Here is a 15,142-nt window from a genome sequence, read left to right as displayed (position 1 = left end):
CTCCCTGGCCAACCACAACGAGGCACGGACACCAAGTCCGTACCTCACCCGGGACCGGACACCAAGTCCAGCCCCAGCCAGGGAACAGACACCAAGTCCACTCCCTGGCCAACCACAACGAGGCACGGACACCAAGTCCGTACCTCACCCGGGACCGGACACCAAGTCCAGCCCCAGGTAAAAATCAGTAGCGCCCCGGGTAGTTCTCATTACCTGGGGCGTTACTGCTTTCATCGCATTAGCACGAGCGCGACGAATGAGAGGGCCGACCCGGTACGGGTCGGCCCTCTCCTCGTCGGTGGGTCAGCCGGCGGCCGACGCCGGTGCCAGTCGGCGGATGGCCGATGGGAGCAGGAGCCCGCCGGCGAGGATCACGGCCGCCGACGCCCCGCACGCGGCCGCCCAGGGCACGGCGGCGTAGAGGAGCCCGGCGGCGAGGCTGCCGAGGGCTGACGCGAGGAGCGTGGTGGCCTCGTAGAGGCCCAGCGCGCGCCCGATGCGGGCAGGGCCGGCGGCCTGGGTGATGGCGGTCTGCTCGATCGGCAGGATCGCTGCCAGCGCGAGCGCCGACAGGATCCAGAGGACGGCGATCGTCACGGGATCCCGAGCGAGCGCGAGCCCGCTGGCGAAAGCGGCACCGGCGATGGTCGCGGCAACGAGGACGGACGTACGCCCGTACCGGACGGTGAGCCGATGCAGGTGAGGCGGTGCGACCGCGAAAGCGATCCCACCAGGGATCGACACCCACGCGATGGCCAGGGGCTCGAGGCCGAGTTCGCGCTGTAGGTGCAAGACCAGGAGCAATCCGACCGCGGCCTCCGCTATCCCGATGACCGTCACCACGGCCAGGAGGGGCCCCAGCCTGCGCGCGAGCTCGCACACGACGGCCCCGGCGCGCGACGCCGCTCGAACGGCGTCGACGTCGCCACTCCCCGGCGTCGACGCCCGACACCTATTCGAGGCGAGCAGCAGCCCGGCGACGAACGCACACGCCGCTGCCGCAGCGAAGGTCGGCGCGTAGCCGGCCACCGCGAGGAGGCCGATCGCCGGCGCGAGGACGACCCACGACCCGAGCTCCTCGGCCGACATGAGCCCGGAGAACGCCCGAGCATCCGTCCCGTGGCGGGCGCCCGCGGTCGCGCGCAGCGCGACCCATAGGAACGCGCCACCGGCCCGGGAGACGAGCGCCCCGGCGAGGACGACGGGCAAGGAGTCGCCGGTGGCCACGAGCGCGTAGCCGGCGCCCAGCACGAGGGCGGACGCCGCGGCGATCGTGGTCCGGTCGTACCGGTCCGCAGCGACGCCGCCGAGCGGGCGGAGCAGGAACGATGTCGCGAGTCCCGCGGCCAGCAGGGCGCCGGTCTGCGTGGCCGTGAGCCCGAGGACGGCGCCGGCGAACAGGGGCAGGGCGAAGTCCACGACCTGGCCGGCGCCGCTCGCGAGCGTGACGCTCGACAGAAACCGGCGCGAGAACAACGGCCCGGTCTGATGCATGCTGGTCGCCCTGGTCGTCATGCTCGGGAACTGTAGCGTCATCGCGAAGCGATTGCCTTCGTCCACGAATCTCATGCCCTCCGACGGACGCGCGCGTTAACGGTCCGTGGCGGGAAATCCGAAGGCCACCCGCCACAGTGCACGACTCGTCGGGGCTAGTTGCCCCTAGAGCTGCTCATCCCGTGTGTCGCGTGCGACGTTCGTGGCCGGGCGCGTGCGAATGATGGCGAGGACAGCACCGATCACGATGAGGACTCCCCCTGCTACGCCCCACCAGGTGGAGGCATCGCTCACCGCCCCATGAGGCCACGACAGCCCGATGAGACCGACGCCGACCACTCCAATCAGTATCTGAACCAGCATTTTGAAGTTCATGTCAGTTCCTAAATCTCGATGTTGCATTCCAGAACTCTTTGCAGACCCCCTGGAGCGCTTCCCCGCCGTTGAAGGCAGCTCCGATGATCGCGGGCCAGTTGAGGGACATGATACCCCCGGCGCCAGCAAAGGCAGTCCCGGCCTTACGCAGATTGCATCGAAGCTGCAAGTCTTTTTCGCGTTGTGTCAACCGGGGTCCGTATGTCGTGTGCACGGCGCGGCCGTGAGACATATAGCACCCAATGGACGAGGCGCAGTAGCTGGTTGGTTGTTGACCCCATTGCGCTTATGCCGGAGCGGCTAGACCAAGCGTTAATACCGCGACCAGTCCCGCTGCGTAGAGCACGTGGACGGAAGCGGGAGGTCGTCATCTTCCCCACGGACGGCGCGCGCTCGGGCCGACTTCGCATTGACCGGCGGCTGACGCCAACTGCACGGAGTCGCCATTCGGACCGTCGCCTCGACGCGTCGCTCACGCGATAGGGCTGCATCCACGGTGTCGGTTCGACCCGGGTCCCGCACCATGCCGAACATATGACCCATACGAGACGCGCGACGATGCGTGACATGGCAAACGCAACCGGCGTCTCCCCGGACACGGTTTCGCAGGTGCCCATCAGCCCCGACATGGTCGTACTGGAGACCGGTCCGGTGTGCCAGGCGCCATCGACGAGTTGGGACACGTGCCCCACGATGCCATTCTGTGCTCACCCTTCACGCTGCACGCAAGCACATCATGGCGGTGGGCCGGGCCGGCTGACCCGTTTCGCTGCCGATTCTACCGATGCCGGCCCTCGCGCGAGGTCCGACGCTCGACACGACGGCCGCGCGTCCGCAGCGACGGACCAGGACAGACGACTAGCTCCGATCGAGCGGCACCTCACCACGTCCACCATTGTGGCCACTTGCGCGTGCAGATGCCGGGCGTGGCGGTGCTCTAGTCGATATCAGAGCACCGCCACGTCGACACGCGTCGATTACTTAGATGAGCGAACCCTTATCGCCCCCAGGTATCCACGGTCCGGAATACCTGGTATTCGATGTCTCCCCACGGCGCAAACGTCATTATGGAATGCTCCCCCCGAGGGACCACGGAACTCACGACCCCTACCTGCGTGCCCTTGACTCCCTTTCCTGATTCGTGATAGATCGGCCCACCGGAGCCACCGCCTACCATTGCGCAGTCATTTAAGCTGAGGAGCGTAGACTGCGCAACACGGCGATAACCATCTCCCGAACAGGTCAAAAGAGGATGCGATGTCAACCCCGATACCCGCTTGTAGCCATATGCTTCGTAATGCAATCCCGCCTTTGCAAGGCCAAAATTAGTAGCTGCCGCGCCCGCCTCATCGGCCAGGTATTGCTTGGAGCCGTCCCAGGATCGCTGAGGCTTTAGCTGCACGAATCCGGCATCATGCTCCCGATCTTCCCGGTATCGCCATTCTCGCGGGACCTGGTACTCGTTTGCGCCCCATGTCAAAAGTGGCTTGTTGGCCCCATCCCACGCAGGGATGAAGCGCAGATTGGTACTGAATTCGCCATTGTGATACAGGCAATGTCCGGCGGTTGCCATGACTAGCTTCGAGTCTGACTTGATAGACGACGCAGTACACCCATAATCTTTCCCGCCCGCGGTGTAATAAAGTCGTCCGATCCAATAGACGGGCTCGAAGGCGCTCGTGGCTGCGTTGGCGTCAAGCAACGGACTCTGACTTTGGGGCAAAGCCGACGCCCCATCAGCGGGCGCTGCAGCCGCCATCCTGTCCGGCGTCCAGTAGCCTTCAGATTCTGCGGCATCTGCATCCGAAAAGCTTTTGCCCGTTTCCGAAGCGCCGCCTTCCGACTGCGAGGCCGGGCTTGCAGCTCGCGCACTTTCACTACCGGCGTTTTGCGGTCCGCACGCCAGGGCCAGCCCAATTCCGACAAATAGGGCCACCATAAACGCCGTATGCCTGCGCCTTGGGTCTACTTTTTTCATTTTTTCCCTAAATACTTGATGAATGTTGTGTTCTTAGAGTGGATGACCGCGTTAGTGGCTATGAGACACGCGTGTCGCCCTCCGTTTTGATCATTGTGCAGATGATTCAAGAGGCGCGTGACTTATGAACAACTAGAAGTTGTGCAGTCCAGTGTGGACAGGGGAGTGGAACCCAGACACAGACGCAGCTATCGGGCAGACTTTCCGGCGGTGAGAGGAACGACCCGAGAACCGGGCACCTCTCGAGCGATCATCGACCATGATGCGCATGCAGTGCACGAAGTGAACCGTGATCCGTGGCCCACGTGAGTGACGTCTGCTGTTGCGAAATGCCTTCCCGGCCACCCGCCCGGACGTGCCGTATGCTCGTCGGCGAGCTCCTCGAAGAGAGCCGCGAAGAGACCATCGCGTTCGCGCTCGAGGTGGGGGCGACGAGATCGGCCTCGTTGAGGAGCACGCCGCCAGGCAGCGGACCCTGCTGGAGGAACCCACCGAGAAGGGCCGCCGCCGCCACTCGACGGCTGGGCGAGCGCCGCTCGCGTAGTCGAGGAGCACCGCTCCAATTCCTAGTGCGGCTGCTCCGCTAGAGGTCCGGGGCCCGCCGTGGTGCGCGTCGAGGGCATATGCCCCCCCCCCCCCGTGCGGGCGATGTGACTTCGCGGCGATCACTGGGCATGGAGTCCTCAGGGCTGATGATCGGCCCGATCCGCTGGCGAGGCACGTTCAGCGTCAAGGAGAAGCCGAGCGCGGATGGAGCGCCACACTCGTACATGCCGACGCGGGCCCCGCCACCCCCAGCCGGCGCCCCCATTCCGTCGCGCGCGCGGACCCCGTGCGGAAGGCGGATCTCGAGGACGCTCGTCCACACGACCCATCTGCGCCCCATGGACGCAGTGCGCATGAGGCACCGAGGATGCACGATGGCCCATCGGGCATGGGCCCCGCTTGTCACGGCGCCGGTGCCTTTCCCAGGACGCAGAGGGCGAACCGCTCAGCACGCGAACGAGCGGCACGTGCGTCACCCGCGCCTGCGCCTGTACCCCGTCGACGAGGCGACCACACCGCACGTGTCTCGCACGATGACACGCGGCGGGGACTTGTGCCCTATTCTGAAAAAGAAGATCGTCTGCCCAGCCACCGTGGACGGTCCTGTCAACGCACCGAATCCCTGGTTTGGTGTGCAACCGAGCAGGGGACCTGAATGCGCGACGACCGCACGCCTGGCGATGATGCACCCCTTGCGGCACCTCTGCGACATGACCGCATCGGGTTCGATGACGTCGACTCCGCACGTCTGGCTGAAGTCATCGCGTCACTCGCAGACGACATCAATGTCGCTCTCATTCCCGTCTGGGAACCGCTGACCGGGCTGCAGGTCGCGTTCTTGAACACGATCGCCCGAAGCACAGCAGTGACTCGTTCCGATTTGATGAGAGACACCCGGACCGCACGCGCCTCCGTGGTCCCCGGGCTGGCTTCCCTGCTGCATCAGGACTTCGTCGTCGAGACGCCCGACGGGATCGGTTCGATGTTGACCTTGGGGCCCGCAGGCCGCGAATCGCTGGCCAGAGCTGCTCGAGCCCGTGTCGCGTGGGTGCAGCGCGCTTTGGAGGGCCCCAGTGGCAGGGAGATCCAAGATGTCGGAGCGCTGGCCGCCGCCCTCGAACGGTTGAGGGGCGTCGATGATCTGAGGTGAGGCGAAAGCCGCTGCGCGGCTCCGTCCCGCTCCGTGCCAGATCCGGATCATCCGGGAGGCGCGCACGTATCGCCACGCGTCCCGGCACCGCCGATCCCTCCCCGCCCTCGACGCGGCGTTGCCCAGCGGCACGAGGGTCGGTCGCATCGCTTATCGCCCTGGAGCCGTCTGCTCACAGCGCCATGACAATGCAGGATCGCCCCCAGTGAGTCACCGGCTCGCGCGTGAGCACCTGGAGCAAGGGCCCAGTGCCTCGATGAGCGACACGTTCAGGTGATGACGGCGCTCACGGCGGGGAGGGAAATCGCTTCCGTGGACGGGCGGATCCCCTCACAGGGGCGACGGCGTCCACGCTCGGGATGGCGCCGAGGCACCTCCACTCGGAGAGTCGATGAGGCTCACGTCACGAGCGACTCCTGCAATTCGGTCATTCGCTCGGTCGCCACTTGCATGAAGCGCAGATCGGCTTCGATGCGGAACAGCGCGTGGTCGCAGAACAGGGCCGTCGCCAGGTCGCCCTCGCTCTTGCGCCGGGTGAGCTCGCGCATGCGATCGAGGTGCTGCCCACGTTGGAGGTCGAGGAGCCGCGGGACGTCGTCGTGCAGCAGGAGGCCGATGAGCGTCTTCGCGTAGAGGTTGCTCTGCAGACCCGGGGTCGGGGGATCTGACGTGAACATCCACTCCCGGACGCGGTCCCGGCCCGATGCGGTGATCTCGTAGCGCTTGCGCTCCGGCCCCAGGCCCGGTTCTTCTCCGCTGATCCGAACCAAGTCATCGCGAAGGAGCCGCGAGAGCGCCGCGTACACCTGCCCGAAGGCTACGGGTCGCCCGATCCCGAACAGGCGGTCGTAGCTCCGTTTGAGGTCATAGCCATGGCTCGGGGCCGACGCCACGAGGCCGAGCATCGTCATCGTCGTGTCCACAGACTGATGTTAGTCAGAGTATTCGCCGAGTGTATAAACCTCTGCATCACCCCGATGTGGCATCAGTACGACCCGTGTCCGTAAAGCGTCGCCGCTCGCGGATGCCGATCCGGGCGTCCTCCACCGCGTCGTATACTCAGGGTGTATACACCCGACCAAAACTTGCCCCGCGCAGCCTCGATCCCGGAAGGACGCGCCCATGCACCACTCCGCGGTCCTCCTCCCCCAGCTGTCCTGCCCGAGGCGGACGCACCGTGACGCACGCAGCGTCGTCGGTGGGCCCACCGCGCGCCAGCAAGGGGCGGCACCAGGAATGCCTTTCTGCTCCCCGGAGGTCGGATCCGTGGCCCTCAGGATCCCGGTCGTGATGTGCAGCGCGTGCGCCGCCGATGAGGCGCGGGCTGGGCGCGAAGCCGACTTCTCCGCCACCCCGACGGCGCTTCCCCTCGCGCGAGGAACTCTCCACCGCCGGACCCGGCGATCCATGCCGGACCCTTGTGGCGTGATCCTGATCACATCCGCCGCCGTGGCAGTACCCACCGCGGCGGCCAGCATCGAATCTTCCCGGGGCCGACTCGACTTCACAAAGGAATCCGCATGACCGCCCCCGTTGCCGCGGCCCCTCCCGTCCACCGCCTGCTCTCCCGGGAGATGTGGACGAGGCGGATGCGGCAAATCGCTCTGCGCGCCCGCGCACGCCCCACGACCACGATCATCTGCGTCGTGACGACCATCGTGAGCCTCGTGGCCTATATCCTGCCGCATTCGGAACTCGCGATCGACCCGCTCGAGGGCAGCCAGAAGCAGATATTCGAGGAGCCCCACTGGTGGGGGGCCCTGGCCTCGATGCTGGCAGTGGGCGACATCCTCTCTCTCCTCTACACCCTCCCCCTCATCATGATCGCCATCAGTGGGGTCGAGCGGCTCCTCGGGAGCCGGCTGACGGTCGTCGCCTACTTCGGAGGCGGGATGTGCGTATCGGTCGTCGGCAACACCGTGGGGTCGTTCGAGGAGAACCAGCTCAAGGACCTCCTCGGAGTCGCGCCGTCGGTGACCATGCTCTCTCCCTCGATCGCCGTCCTCTGCACGGTCGTCACGGCCAGCGCGTTCGCAGGACCCCTCTGGCGTCGGAGGATCCGCGTGCTCGCGACCGGTTTGTCCCTCATGCTGTTCCTCTATTCCGGGACGGCCAACGACCTCTTCGCCCTCGTCTCCGTTCCCGTCGGACTCGCGCTCGGCTTCCTGTTGGGGGGCAAGCGCGCGGGGGTGCAGTTGATCCGCAGCTCGCACCATGAGACGCGTCTTCTACTCGCGCTCGTCGGTGTCGTCAGCGCCGTCGGTCCCGTCATCGCGACGCTGTTGGGCAACGACAGCGGGCTGCTTGGGGTCTATGGACAATTCGCAGACGACCAGCTCTCGACCTTCCGGGGGCATGTCTGCGGGTACATGGCTCCCGCGGCGGCCGAGTGCCCCTACACCGGCGGTGACCTTCAGCCGGTGATCCCGTTCATCGGCCTCACCGGCCTGATGCCCGTGAGCGTGCTCCTCCTGGCCTCATGGGGCATGGCCCGCGGACGGCGCGAGGCCCTGTACATCGCGGTGGCCTTGAACCTGCTCATCTTCGCGAGCTTCCTGCCCGCAGCAGCCATTTCGGCACTTCTGTTGCCCAGAACCGAAACAGACGTAAGAAATTACCTTGGTGCCTTCGCCACCCTCCTCCTCCCCCTCGGGAATACGCTGATGCTCATCGCTCTCCGGAGACACTTCCGGATGACGGTCACGCGAGCGTCGATACGCCGTTCCCTCGCGATCGTGATGTTCGCGGCGGTGGGTACGCTGTGCCTCGTCGGGCTCATCCAGTTCGCCGGGCGGGATCAGCTGACCCCGCGTCCCTCTCTCCTCGACATCCTCGCCTCGCTCCCGCTACGGCTCGTCCCTTCCGGACTCCAGGGTCTGTTCCCCCTCACGTTCGTGCCGGACGGGGCGGCCCAGCTGGTCACCTGGTACTTGGCGCCCATCGTCTTCTGGGGTGCCGTGCTATGGGCGACCGCGCGCCTCGTCGTCGATCGGGGCGAAGCCGCCGGAGCGACGGGTCGATCGCGTGCGCGGGCCCTCTTGGAGCAGGGGGGTGGCGACACCCTGTCCTTCATGACCACGTGGAGCGGCAATGCCTACTGGTTCGCTCCCGACGCCGACGCCGCCATCGCCTATCGGCGGGTCGGCAGCACCGTGGTCACCCTCGGCGGCCCGTTCGGGCCGGACCATCAACGGCCCGGTCTGATCGAGGACTTCGTCCGGCATTGCGGGGATGGCGGCTGGACGCCGCTCTTCTACAGCGTGGATGACGACATCCGGTTGAGGCTCGAGCAGTACGACTGGCGTGCGCTGCAGGTCGCGGAGGAGGCGCTGCTCACGCCCGCCGACTGGACTCCTGCCGGCAAGAAGAGACAGGACATACGCACCGCGACGAACCGCGCCAACCGCGCCAACATCCGCGCGACGTGGACTTCCTGGTCGGAGCTGAACCTCAGGATGCGCAGCCAGTTGACCGCCCTGTCCGAAGCCTGGGTCAGCGAGAAGGAGCTCCCCGAGATGGGCTTCACGCTGGGAGGGCTCGACGAGCTCACCGATCCCGCCGTGCGCTTGATGCTCGCGATCGACGAGCAGGATCAGCTGCAGGCGGTCACGAGCTGGCTCCCCCACTACGGCGCGGAGGGCGTCGACGGATACACGCTGGACTTCATGAGGCGGGCGTCCGGTGCGATGCCCGGCATCACCGAGTTCGTCATCGGAGCCGCTCTGGAGAGGATGAAGGCCGACGGAATAGGGCTCATGAGCCTCTCTGGGGCACCACTCGCCCGCAGCCAGAACCCGGAGGAGGAGACCAGCAGCGTCGTCCGACTCCTGGACGCACTCGGAAAGGCCCTCGAGCCGGCGTATGGCTTCCGTTCCCTGCTGGCGTTCAAGCGCAAGTTCCAGCCCGACTTCGAGCCGCGCTGGTTGATGTACCCGGACGCCACGGCCCTCCCCGTCGCAGGTCTCGCCATCACCCGGTCCTACATGCCGCAACTCACGCTGCGCGGCGCCGCACGCCTGGTCCGCGATCTCGGCTCGTCACAGCCGGCGAGATCGTGAAGCACGACATCTCGCGGCTCGCGGCATTGGCGGGGAACGCGACCGGGACCCTCGATCCCGGCCCGCCCCCGCAGCTGCCGCTGGATCGCTCGTGCTCACGACTCAGCTCCTCGTCCGATGGTTCCTCCCTTCCCTGCCCACACCGTGCGCCGTCACTCTCATGGCAATCAGCGCCGGGCTCACCATGAGGATCAGACATGGACGATCCGCTAGCGCCAGCCGTGACACGCAGCCGTGACCCGCGCAGATCGTGGGGTGTCGGAACCGACCGGCATGCGCGGCGCACCAGGAGCGTTGACGGGCGCGTACGCGGCCTCGCCGTCGATCCGAGACCGGACGACATTGCGGGCGGGGACCTGAGCGAGCGGCGCTCGGAGAATCGGCCGCCATCGAGTTGCGGCAACATCACCACGCCCGCGAGCCAATCGGGCGCGGAATTCACGATGAGGCCAGGGTGATATTGGTATGAGCCGGGCGCACGCAGCGGTGTCGGGTGATACAAAGGAGGCTGCGAATCGCAAATGCCCATGACCGAGAGAATTCTCGGTCATGCCCCTGCGACAATTGGAAAGGTGACGCGATGACATTGAGGATCACGGCCTTCATCGCGGACTCCGCAGACGCGGCGAACGGGAAGCTGTACGTGCTGGGCGCCGGTTGGGACACGATCACCGCATCGACGCTGCCGATGATCCAGCCGCGCGTTGCGATCGGCGTCATCGTGCACGTCGGGTGGAACGACACGGAGATCGAACACGATGTCGGGCTGCGCCTCGAGACGGAGGACGGCGAGGCGATGCCCATCGGCACGCAAGCCGGCGCACACGGGCCGGAACCCATCATCCAGATCGGGCAGCGCTTCGTCACCGGACGCCACGCCCTGCTGAGCGCCGGCGACGATCAGACCTATCCGATCACGTTCACGATCAACAATCTCCGCATCGACCGCAGTGGTGGCTACTCGTGGGCCATCTTCGTCGACCAGGAGCTCGCAGTCCGGCTTCCCATGCGGGTCCTCATCGATCCGGCCGTGGGCAGCTGATCAGACGACGAGAGACGGGACCGCGTGATCTCGCGATCGCGTAGTCCGCATCACAGCTTGGCAGCGAACTTCAGGGCCTGGTGGCGCGTATGGACCCCGAGCTTGCGGTAGACGGACGCCAGGTGCGTCTTGGCCGTGTTGCGGGAGATGTGCAGCGCGGCAGCGATGTCGCCCGCGTTGGCGAACCGATGCAGGGCTTCCAGCACCTCGCGTTCACGACGCGTCAGTTGGATCACCGTGGGGACCGGGAAGATCTCCGTGGCGAGGCGCGGCAGGTCGAGACGCCGGGAGAGCTCGTCGCGGACGGAGGCCGGGGCGTTGATGAGCGCGTTGAGCGCGCCCGTCCTCTTCGCCAGAGCCTCCAACTGCGCGATCTCGCTGTCCTCCGCCACCGGATCCACGGTCAGGGTCATGTGCGCGATGGCCGACTGCAGGACCTCCCATGACGGGTATGTGGGCGCGCGCGGCCCCCGCCTCTGAAGAGCCTCGTCGAGCTGCCGCTCCGCCCTTGGCTGATCACCGCGAAGGATGTCCAGCCGGATGAGCGGGTCCACCATGGGTCCGGTGTGAGCGGCGAGACCCGGTGTGCCGAGCACATCCTGCGCCGCAGCGAGATCACCTGCTGCCTGGTAGAGGTCCGCCAGATCCGCCCGCAGCTGTTCGCCCGCCATCGATGACGGACGCGAGAGCGATCTGTGCGCAGCGAGCTCCTTCTCCAGTTCACGTGCGCCGGCGCGGGCGTCACCGCCGAGAAGCGCCCGCTGCGCGGCGAGATGCACGGCGATCCACCACAGGGGGCTCTGCAGGATGCGGTCGTCGATGTCGGTGAGGACCACATCGAGGGAGACCAGGTCTACGGCTCCCACGGCGATCAGCCCACGGGCGAGGATCCCGGCGCTCGCGTAGACGTCCGCAAGCACGCCCGGCTCGGCGGGACGGCTCCCCGCCCACGCCGTGATCACATCGCCGGCCCGTACGTAGTCGTGGCACAGCGCCTGCGCGAGCGCGATGTAGTTGCGCAGGTGCTCGCCGGCTGGGTGCCAGCCCCAGTCACGGCTCCAGCGGTGCCCTTCCTCGAAGAGGGCCGCCGCTTCGTGCCGGTGACCGGCGAGGAGCTTCGACACCCCGCAGAGGATGAAGACCTGCGGCAGGAAGTCCGCGAACCCCGCACGGTCTTCCGCTTGGTCGACCATCTCGCAGATCTCGTCCACGAACCTCGCCGACTCCGCGAAGCGGCCGAGGACGTTCAGGTCCTGGATCTGCGCGCAGAGCACAGCGAGGACGTCCCTGGTCGACGGGTTGTCCTGTGCCCCCACCCATCGGACGTAGGCGTGCGTGCCGGCGCTCGTGAGCATCGCGAGGGGCCTCCCCCGCGCATCCGCGATGTCGCGGGCGAACATGTATCGAGGGTTGCTGCGCAACCTCTCCTCGGGCAGCGACTGCAGGGCCTGCCCTACGGCCGCCTGGTCGAGGAGCAGATCCGTGAAGAGGCGTTCGTCGACCAGCGCCTCGAGGTCCGTCCAGCGGCCCTCCGCCGCTGCCGCCTGCCACGACGCCCCCACGGTGATCGGCGCGGTCTCACCCGATGTCATGCGTCCGGACCCGCTGGACCCTGGCGATTCGCTTGTCTCAATCACTCTTCTCGCTCCTCGGACCGTGGTCTCGCGTGAGGCGGTCACCGCCTGGATATTCCGAACAGGCACTCGACATCGAAGCCATTCAAATCATCAACAGAGATGCCTCACTCGAACCATTCACGAAACTGCATGCCAGCCGAGGAGAACGGCCTTCGTGGGGCCGTCGCCCCTCGATCTATAAGAACAACCATCCGAACCCGCAGCATACCGTAACGGCCGCGAGGACATAATCACATGGCCGCTTGGCCCCTCAAATCATCCCCGCCTAATACCCGCCTCATACTCGTACTACGTGCCATTGTGACCCGTAAGTGGGGAAATGCCGGGCTCGAGAAGCGAATGCGATTTATGCTTTGGGTCCAAACACATCGCGTCCTTTCGTCGGCACTCGCGTCCTTTGCGGCACGGCACCCGGGAGACAGGGCATCGCCTCGCAGTGCGGGGCGCTCCCCAAGCGCCCCGCACCGACCGGGTCGGCAACCCCGGCTCGAGCCCGCGCCGAGCCCGAGTCGTCTCTCGGCGCGCACTTGCCTGGTCGAGAGCTCGACCAGGTCCGGCTCCCCCGCGCGCGGCGGCGATCGGCCTGCCACTCCGAGGGAGATGTTCGAGGGGGAGATCTGCGTCCGCCGTGACAGGTCATGGCAGTCTCTCAATCCGCCACGCCGACACCGCGGAGGACGCAGCGGACGTCCTGCGGAGCATCGAAGGAGGCCTCTACGCGCCACTCCGTCGTCTCCTGCGAGGGGGCGTCGACCGTCGTCTTCCCGGTGGCGAGGACGGTCGCCTGCGGGGTGGAGAAGAAGACGGTGACATCGAAGGATGCGTCCTTGGACGAGGCGTTCGACATGGTGCCGGTCATCGCCCATCCCCCGTTGATCCGGACGCACCCGGTCACGCTCGTGCTCTTCCTCGCTTCCGCGTCATTGGGCACGTCGTAGGGCACGGCCTTCGCACCCGTCGCTCCATCGGGGAGCCCTTCTGCGGGGAACACCGGCGACGCCTGAGCCGTGGGGGTGAGCACCGCGTCATCGGCGTCCGGCACGACGAGACTCGTGCAACCCGCGACGAGGATCGGGATCGCCAGGGCGACGATGAGGACGTATCGCGACTTCGGCTTGACCATGTGCTGCTTCCTTTCGGGCGGAGAGCGCGGGCGGCGACATCTCTGGAGAACGAGAGAGGCCGCCGCCCGTTTGCATCCTCAGCCCGTGATCATGACCGGGCTGAAGTCTGCTGGTGTCAGGAGGCGTCCTGACGACGTCGACGAACCACCATCAGCACGCCCCCGAGGAGCAGCAGGAGCAGACCACCGGCGAGGATGCCGGCCGTTCCCTCCGATCCCGTGAAGGCGAGCACACCCGGCACCGTCGGGACAACCGGCACGACCGGGATGGGCGGTACGCCCACCTGGACGGTCGACGGCGGCGACTCGATGGTGGGCCCGTTCGGGGGCGTCGCCGACGAGCTCGCGGTGTTCGTCAGGGTCCCATTGAGCAGGTCCGCGGCCGTCACCGTGTAGGTGGCCGTGGCGATGGTCTTCTCCCCGGGCGCGAGGGTCCGCGTCGGGTAGGAGATCTCGGACAGGGTGCCCGTTCCCGAGAACTCGCCCTCGTCGACCGTCACGTTGGTGAGGGTCACGTTGCCGGTGTTCGTGATGAGGAACGAGTACGTGATGACCTGCCCTGCAGCCGTCACCTGCTCGCGGTCAGCGGTCTTGACCGTGGTCAAGCTCGGTGCCGGGTCGCCGGGGAACTCGACGGTCGACGGGGGCGAGGTCGGCGGCGGGGTGTTCCCGGGCGGGGTGCCCGTGGAGGTCGCCGTGTTCGTGACCTTGCCGGCATCGATGTCCGCCTGCGTCAGCGTGTAGGTCGCCGTCGCCGTCGTCTGCTCACCCGGCGCCAACGTGCGCGTCGGGTACGAGATCTCGGACAGCTCACCCGAGCCCGAGAACTCGGTCTCGTTGACGGTCACGTTCATGAGGGTCGTGTTCCCCGTGTTCGTGATGACGAAGGAGTACGTGATCTTCTGACCGACCGTGAAGGAGGCTGCGTCGTTGGGCGACGCGGACTTGACCACCGTGATGGCCGGTGCCGGTTCGATCGGGACCGTCACATCCGACGGAGGCGTCACCACCACCGGAGTGTCCCCCGGAGGAGTCCCCGCACCCGTGGCCGAGTTGTCGACCTTGCCCGCATCGACATCCGCCTGCGTCACCACATACGTCGCCGTCGCCGTCGTCGACTCACCCGGCGCCAACGTACGCGTCGGATAAGCCACAGCCGACGGAGTACCCGTTCCCGAGAACGCCGTCTCATTCACCGTGATGTTCGTCAACGTCGTGTTACCCGTATTCGTGAACAAGAACGAATACGTGATCGTGTCACCCACCTTCGACACCGCCGTCGGGTTCGCCGACTTCACCATCGTCAGACCCGGTGCCGGATCGATCGGGACCGTCACATCCGACGGAGGCGTCACCACCACCGGAGTGTCCCCCGGAGGAGTCCCCGCACCCGTCGCCGAGTTATCGACCTTGCCCGCATCGACATCCGCCTGCGTCACCACATACGTCGCCGTCGCCGTCGTCGACTCACCCGGCGCCAACGTACGCGTCGGATAATCCACAGCCGACGGAGTACCCGTGCCCGAGAACTCCGTCTCGTTCACCGTGATGTTCGTCAACGTCGTGTTACCCGTATTCGTGAACAAGAACGAATACGTGATCGTATCACCCACCTTCGACACCGTGGTCGGGTTAGCGGACTTCACCATCGTCAGACCCGGAGCCGGATCGATCGGGACCGTCACATCCGACGGAGGCGTCACCACCACCGGAGTGTCTCCCGGAGGAGTCCCCGCACC

10 protein-coding genes are annotated in these 15,142 nt (G+C 66.6%); 3 read left to right on the top strand and 7 right to left on the bottom strand.

Annotation, left to right across the window (positions count from 1 at the left end; translation table 11 throughout):
• Nucleotides 1–303 precede the first annotated feature (303 nt).
• From ITJ40_RS16130 to ITJ40_RS16120, 3 genes are all read right to left on the bottom strand, one after another.
• Nucleotides 304–1,494, bottom strand: coding sequence for an MFS transporter (locus ITJ40_RS16130; protein ID WP_228512733.1), 1,191 nt, complete (start codon nucleotides 1,492–1,494; stop codon nucleotides 304–306).
• A gap of 165 nt (nucleotides 1,495–1,659) precedes the next feature.
• Nucleotides 1,660–1,869, bottom strand: a complete 210-nt coding sequence (locus ITJ40_RS16125; RefSeq protein ID WP_228512731.1) for a hypothetical protein — start codon at nucleotides 1,867–1,869, stop codon at nucleotides 1,660–1,662.
• A 997-nt stretch (nucleotides 1,870–2,866) separates the two neighbouring features.
• Entirely contained in the window at nucleotides 2,867–3,847 is a 981-nt protein-coding gene (locus ITJ40_RS16120; protein ID WP_194668043.1) for a serine protease, read from the bottom strand.
• A 1,201-nt stretch (nucleotides 3,848–5,048) separates the two neighbouring features.
• On the opposite strand from ITJ40_RS16120, the gene ITJ40_RS16115 reads away from it, so the two are divergent.
• Entirely contained in the window at nucleotides 5,049–5,543 is a 495-nt protein-coding gene (locus ITJ40_RS16115) for a MarR family winged helix-turn-helix transcriptional regulator (RefSeq protein WP_194668042.1), read from the top strand.
• A gap of 398 nt (nucleotides 5,544–5,941) precedes the next feature.
• Here the strand turns inward: ITJ40_RS16115 and ITJ40_RS16110 are convergent, their stop codons facing one another.
• Nucleotides 5,942–6,466, bottom strand: coding sequence for a PadR family transcriptional regulator (locus tag ITJ40_RS16110; RefSeq protein ID WP_194668041.1), 525 nt, complete (start codon nucleotides 6,464–6,466; stop codon nucleotides 5,942–5,944).
• Between the two features lie 597 nt (nucleotides 6,467–7,063).
• Here ITJ40_RS16110 and ITJ40_RS16105 point away from each other — a divergent pair.
• Both ITJ40_RS16105 and ITJ40_RS16100 read left to right on the top strand, forming a co-directional pair.
• The gene (locus ITJ40_RS16105; protein ID WP_194668040.1) at nucleotides 7,064–9,601 is read left to right on the top strand and encodes a bifunctional lysylphosphatidylglycerol flippase/synthetase MprF; all 2,538 of its coding nucleotides are present in this window, start codon (nucleotides 7,064–7,066) and stop codon (nucleotides 9,599–9,601) included.
• 580 nt (nucleotides 9,602–10,181) lie between these two features.
• Nucleotides 10,182–10,643 (top strand): hypothetical protein, encoded by a 462-nt coding sequence (locus tag ITJ40_RS16100; RefSeq protein ID WP_194668039.1) that lies wholly within the window; start codon nucleotides 10,182–10,184, stop codon nucleotides 10,641–10,643.
• Between the two features lie 50 nt (nucleotides 10,644–10,693).
• Here the strand turns inward: ITJ40_RS16100 and ITJ40_RS16095 are convergent, their stop codons facing one another.
• From ITJ40_RS16095 to ITJ40_RS16085, 3 genes are all read right to left on the bottom strand, one after another.
• Nucleotides 10,694–12,235 carry a LuxR family transcriptional regulator gene (locus tag ITJ40_RS16095; protein WP_194668038.1) on the bottom strand — a complete coding sequence of 514 codons (1,542 nt, stop codon included), beginning with the start codon at nucleotides 12,233–12,235 and terminating at the stop codon, nucleotides 10,694–10,696.
• A gap of 694 nt (nucleotides 12,236–12,929) precedes the next feature.
• Complete coding sequence (locus ITJ40_RS16090; RefSeq protein WP_194668037.1) at nucleotides 12,930–13,403, bottom strand: hypothetical protein; 474 nt, start codon at nucleotides 13,401–13,403, stop codon at nucleotides 12,930–12,932.
• Nucleotides 13,404–13,519: 116 nt separating this feature from the next.
• Nucleotides 13,520–15,142, bottom strand: a 1,623-nt coding sequence (locus tag ITJ40_RS16085; RefSeq protein WP_228512729.1) for an LPXTG cell wall anchor domain-containing protein, incomplete at its 5' end; no start/stop codon positions are given.

The sequence above is a fragment of the Clavibacter sp. VKM Ac-2872 genome, from assembly GCF_015351105.1.
GTDB lineage: Bacteria > Actinomycetota > Actinomycetes > Actinomycetales > Microbacteriaceae > Clavibacter.
This window is presented reverse-complemented; position numbering and strand designations above follow the sequence as displayed.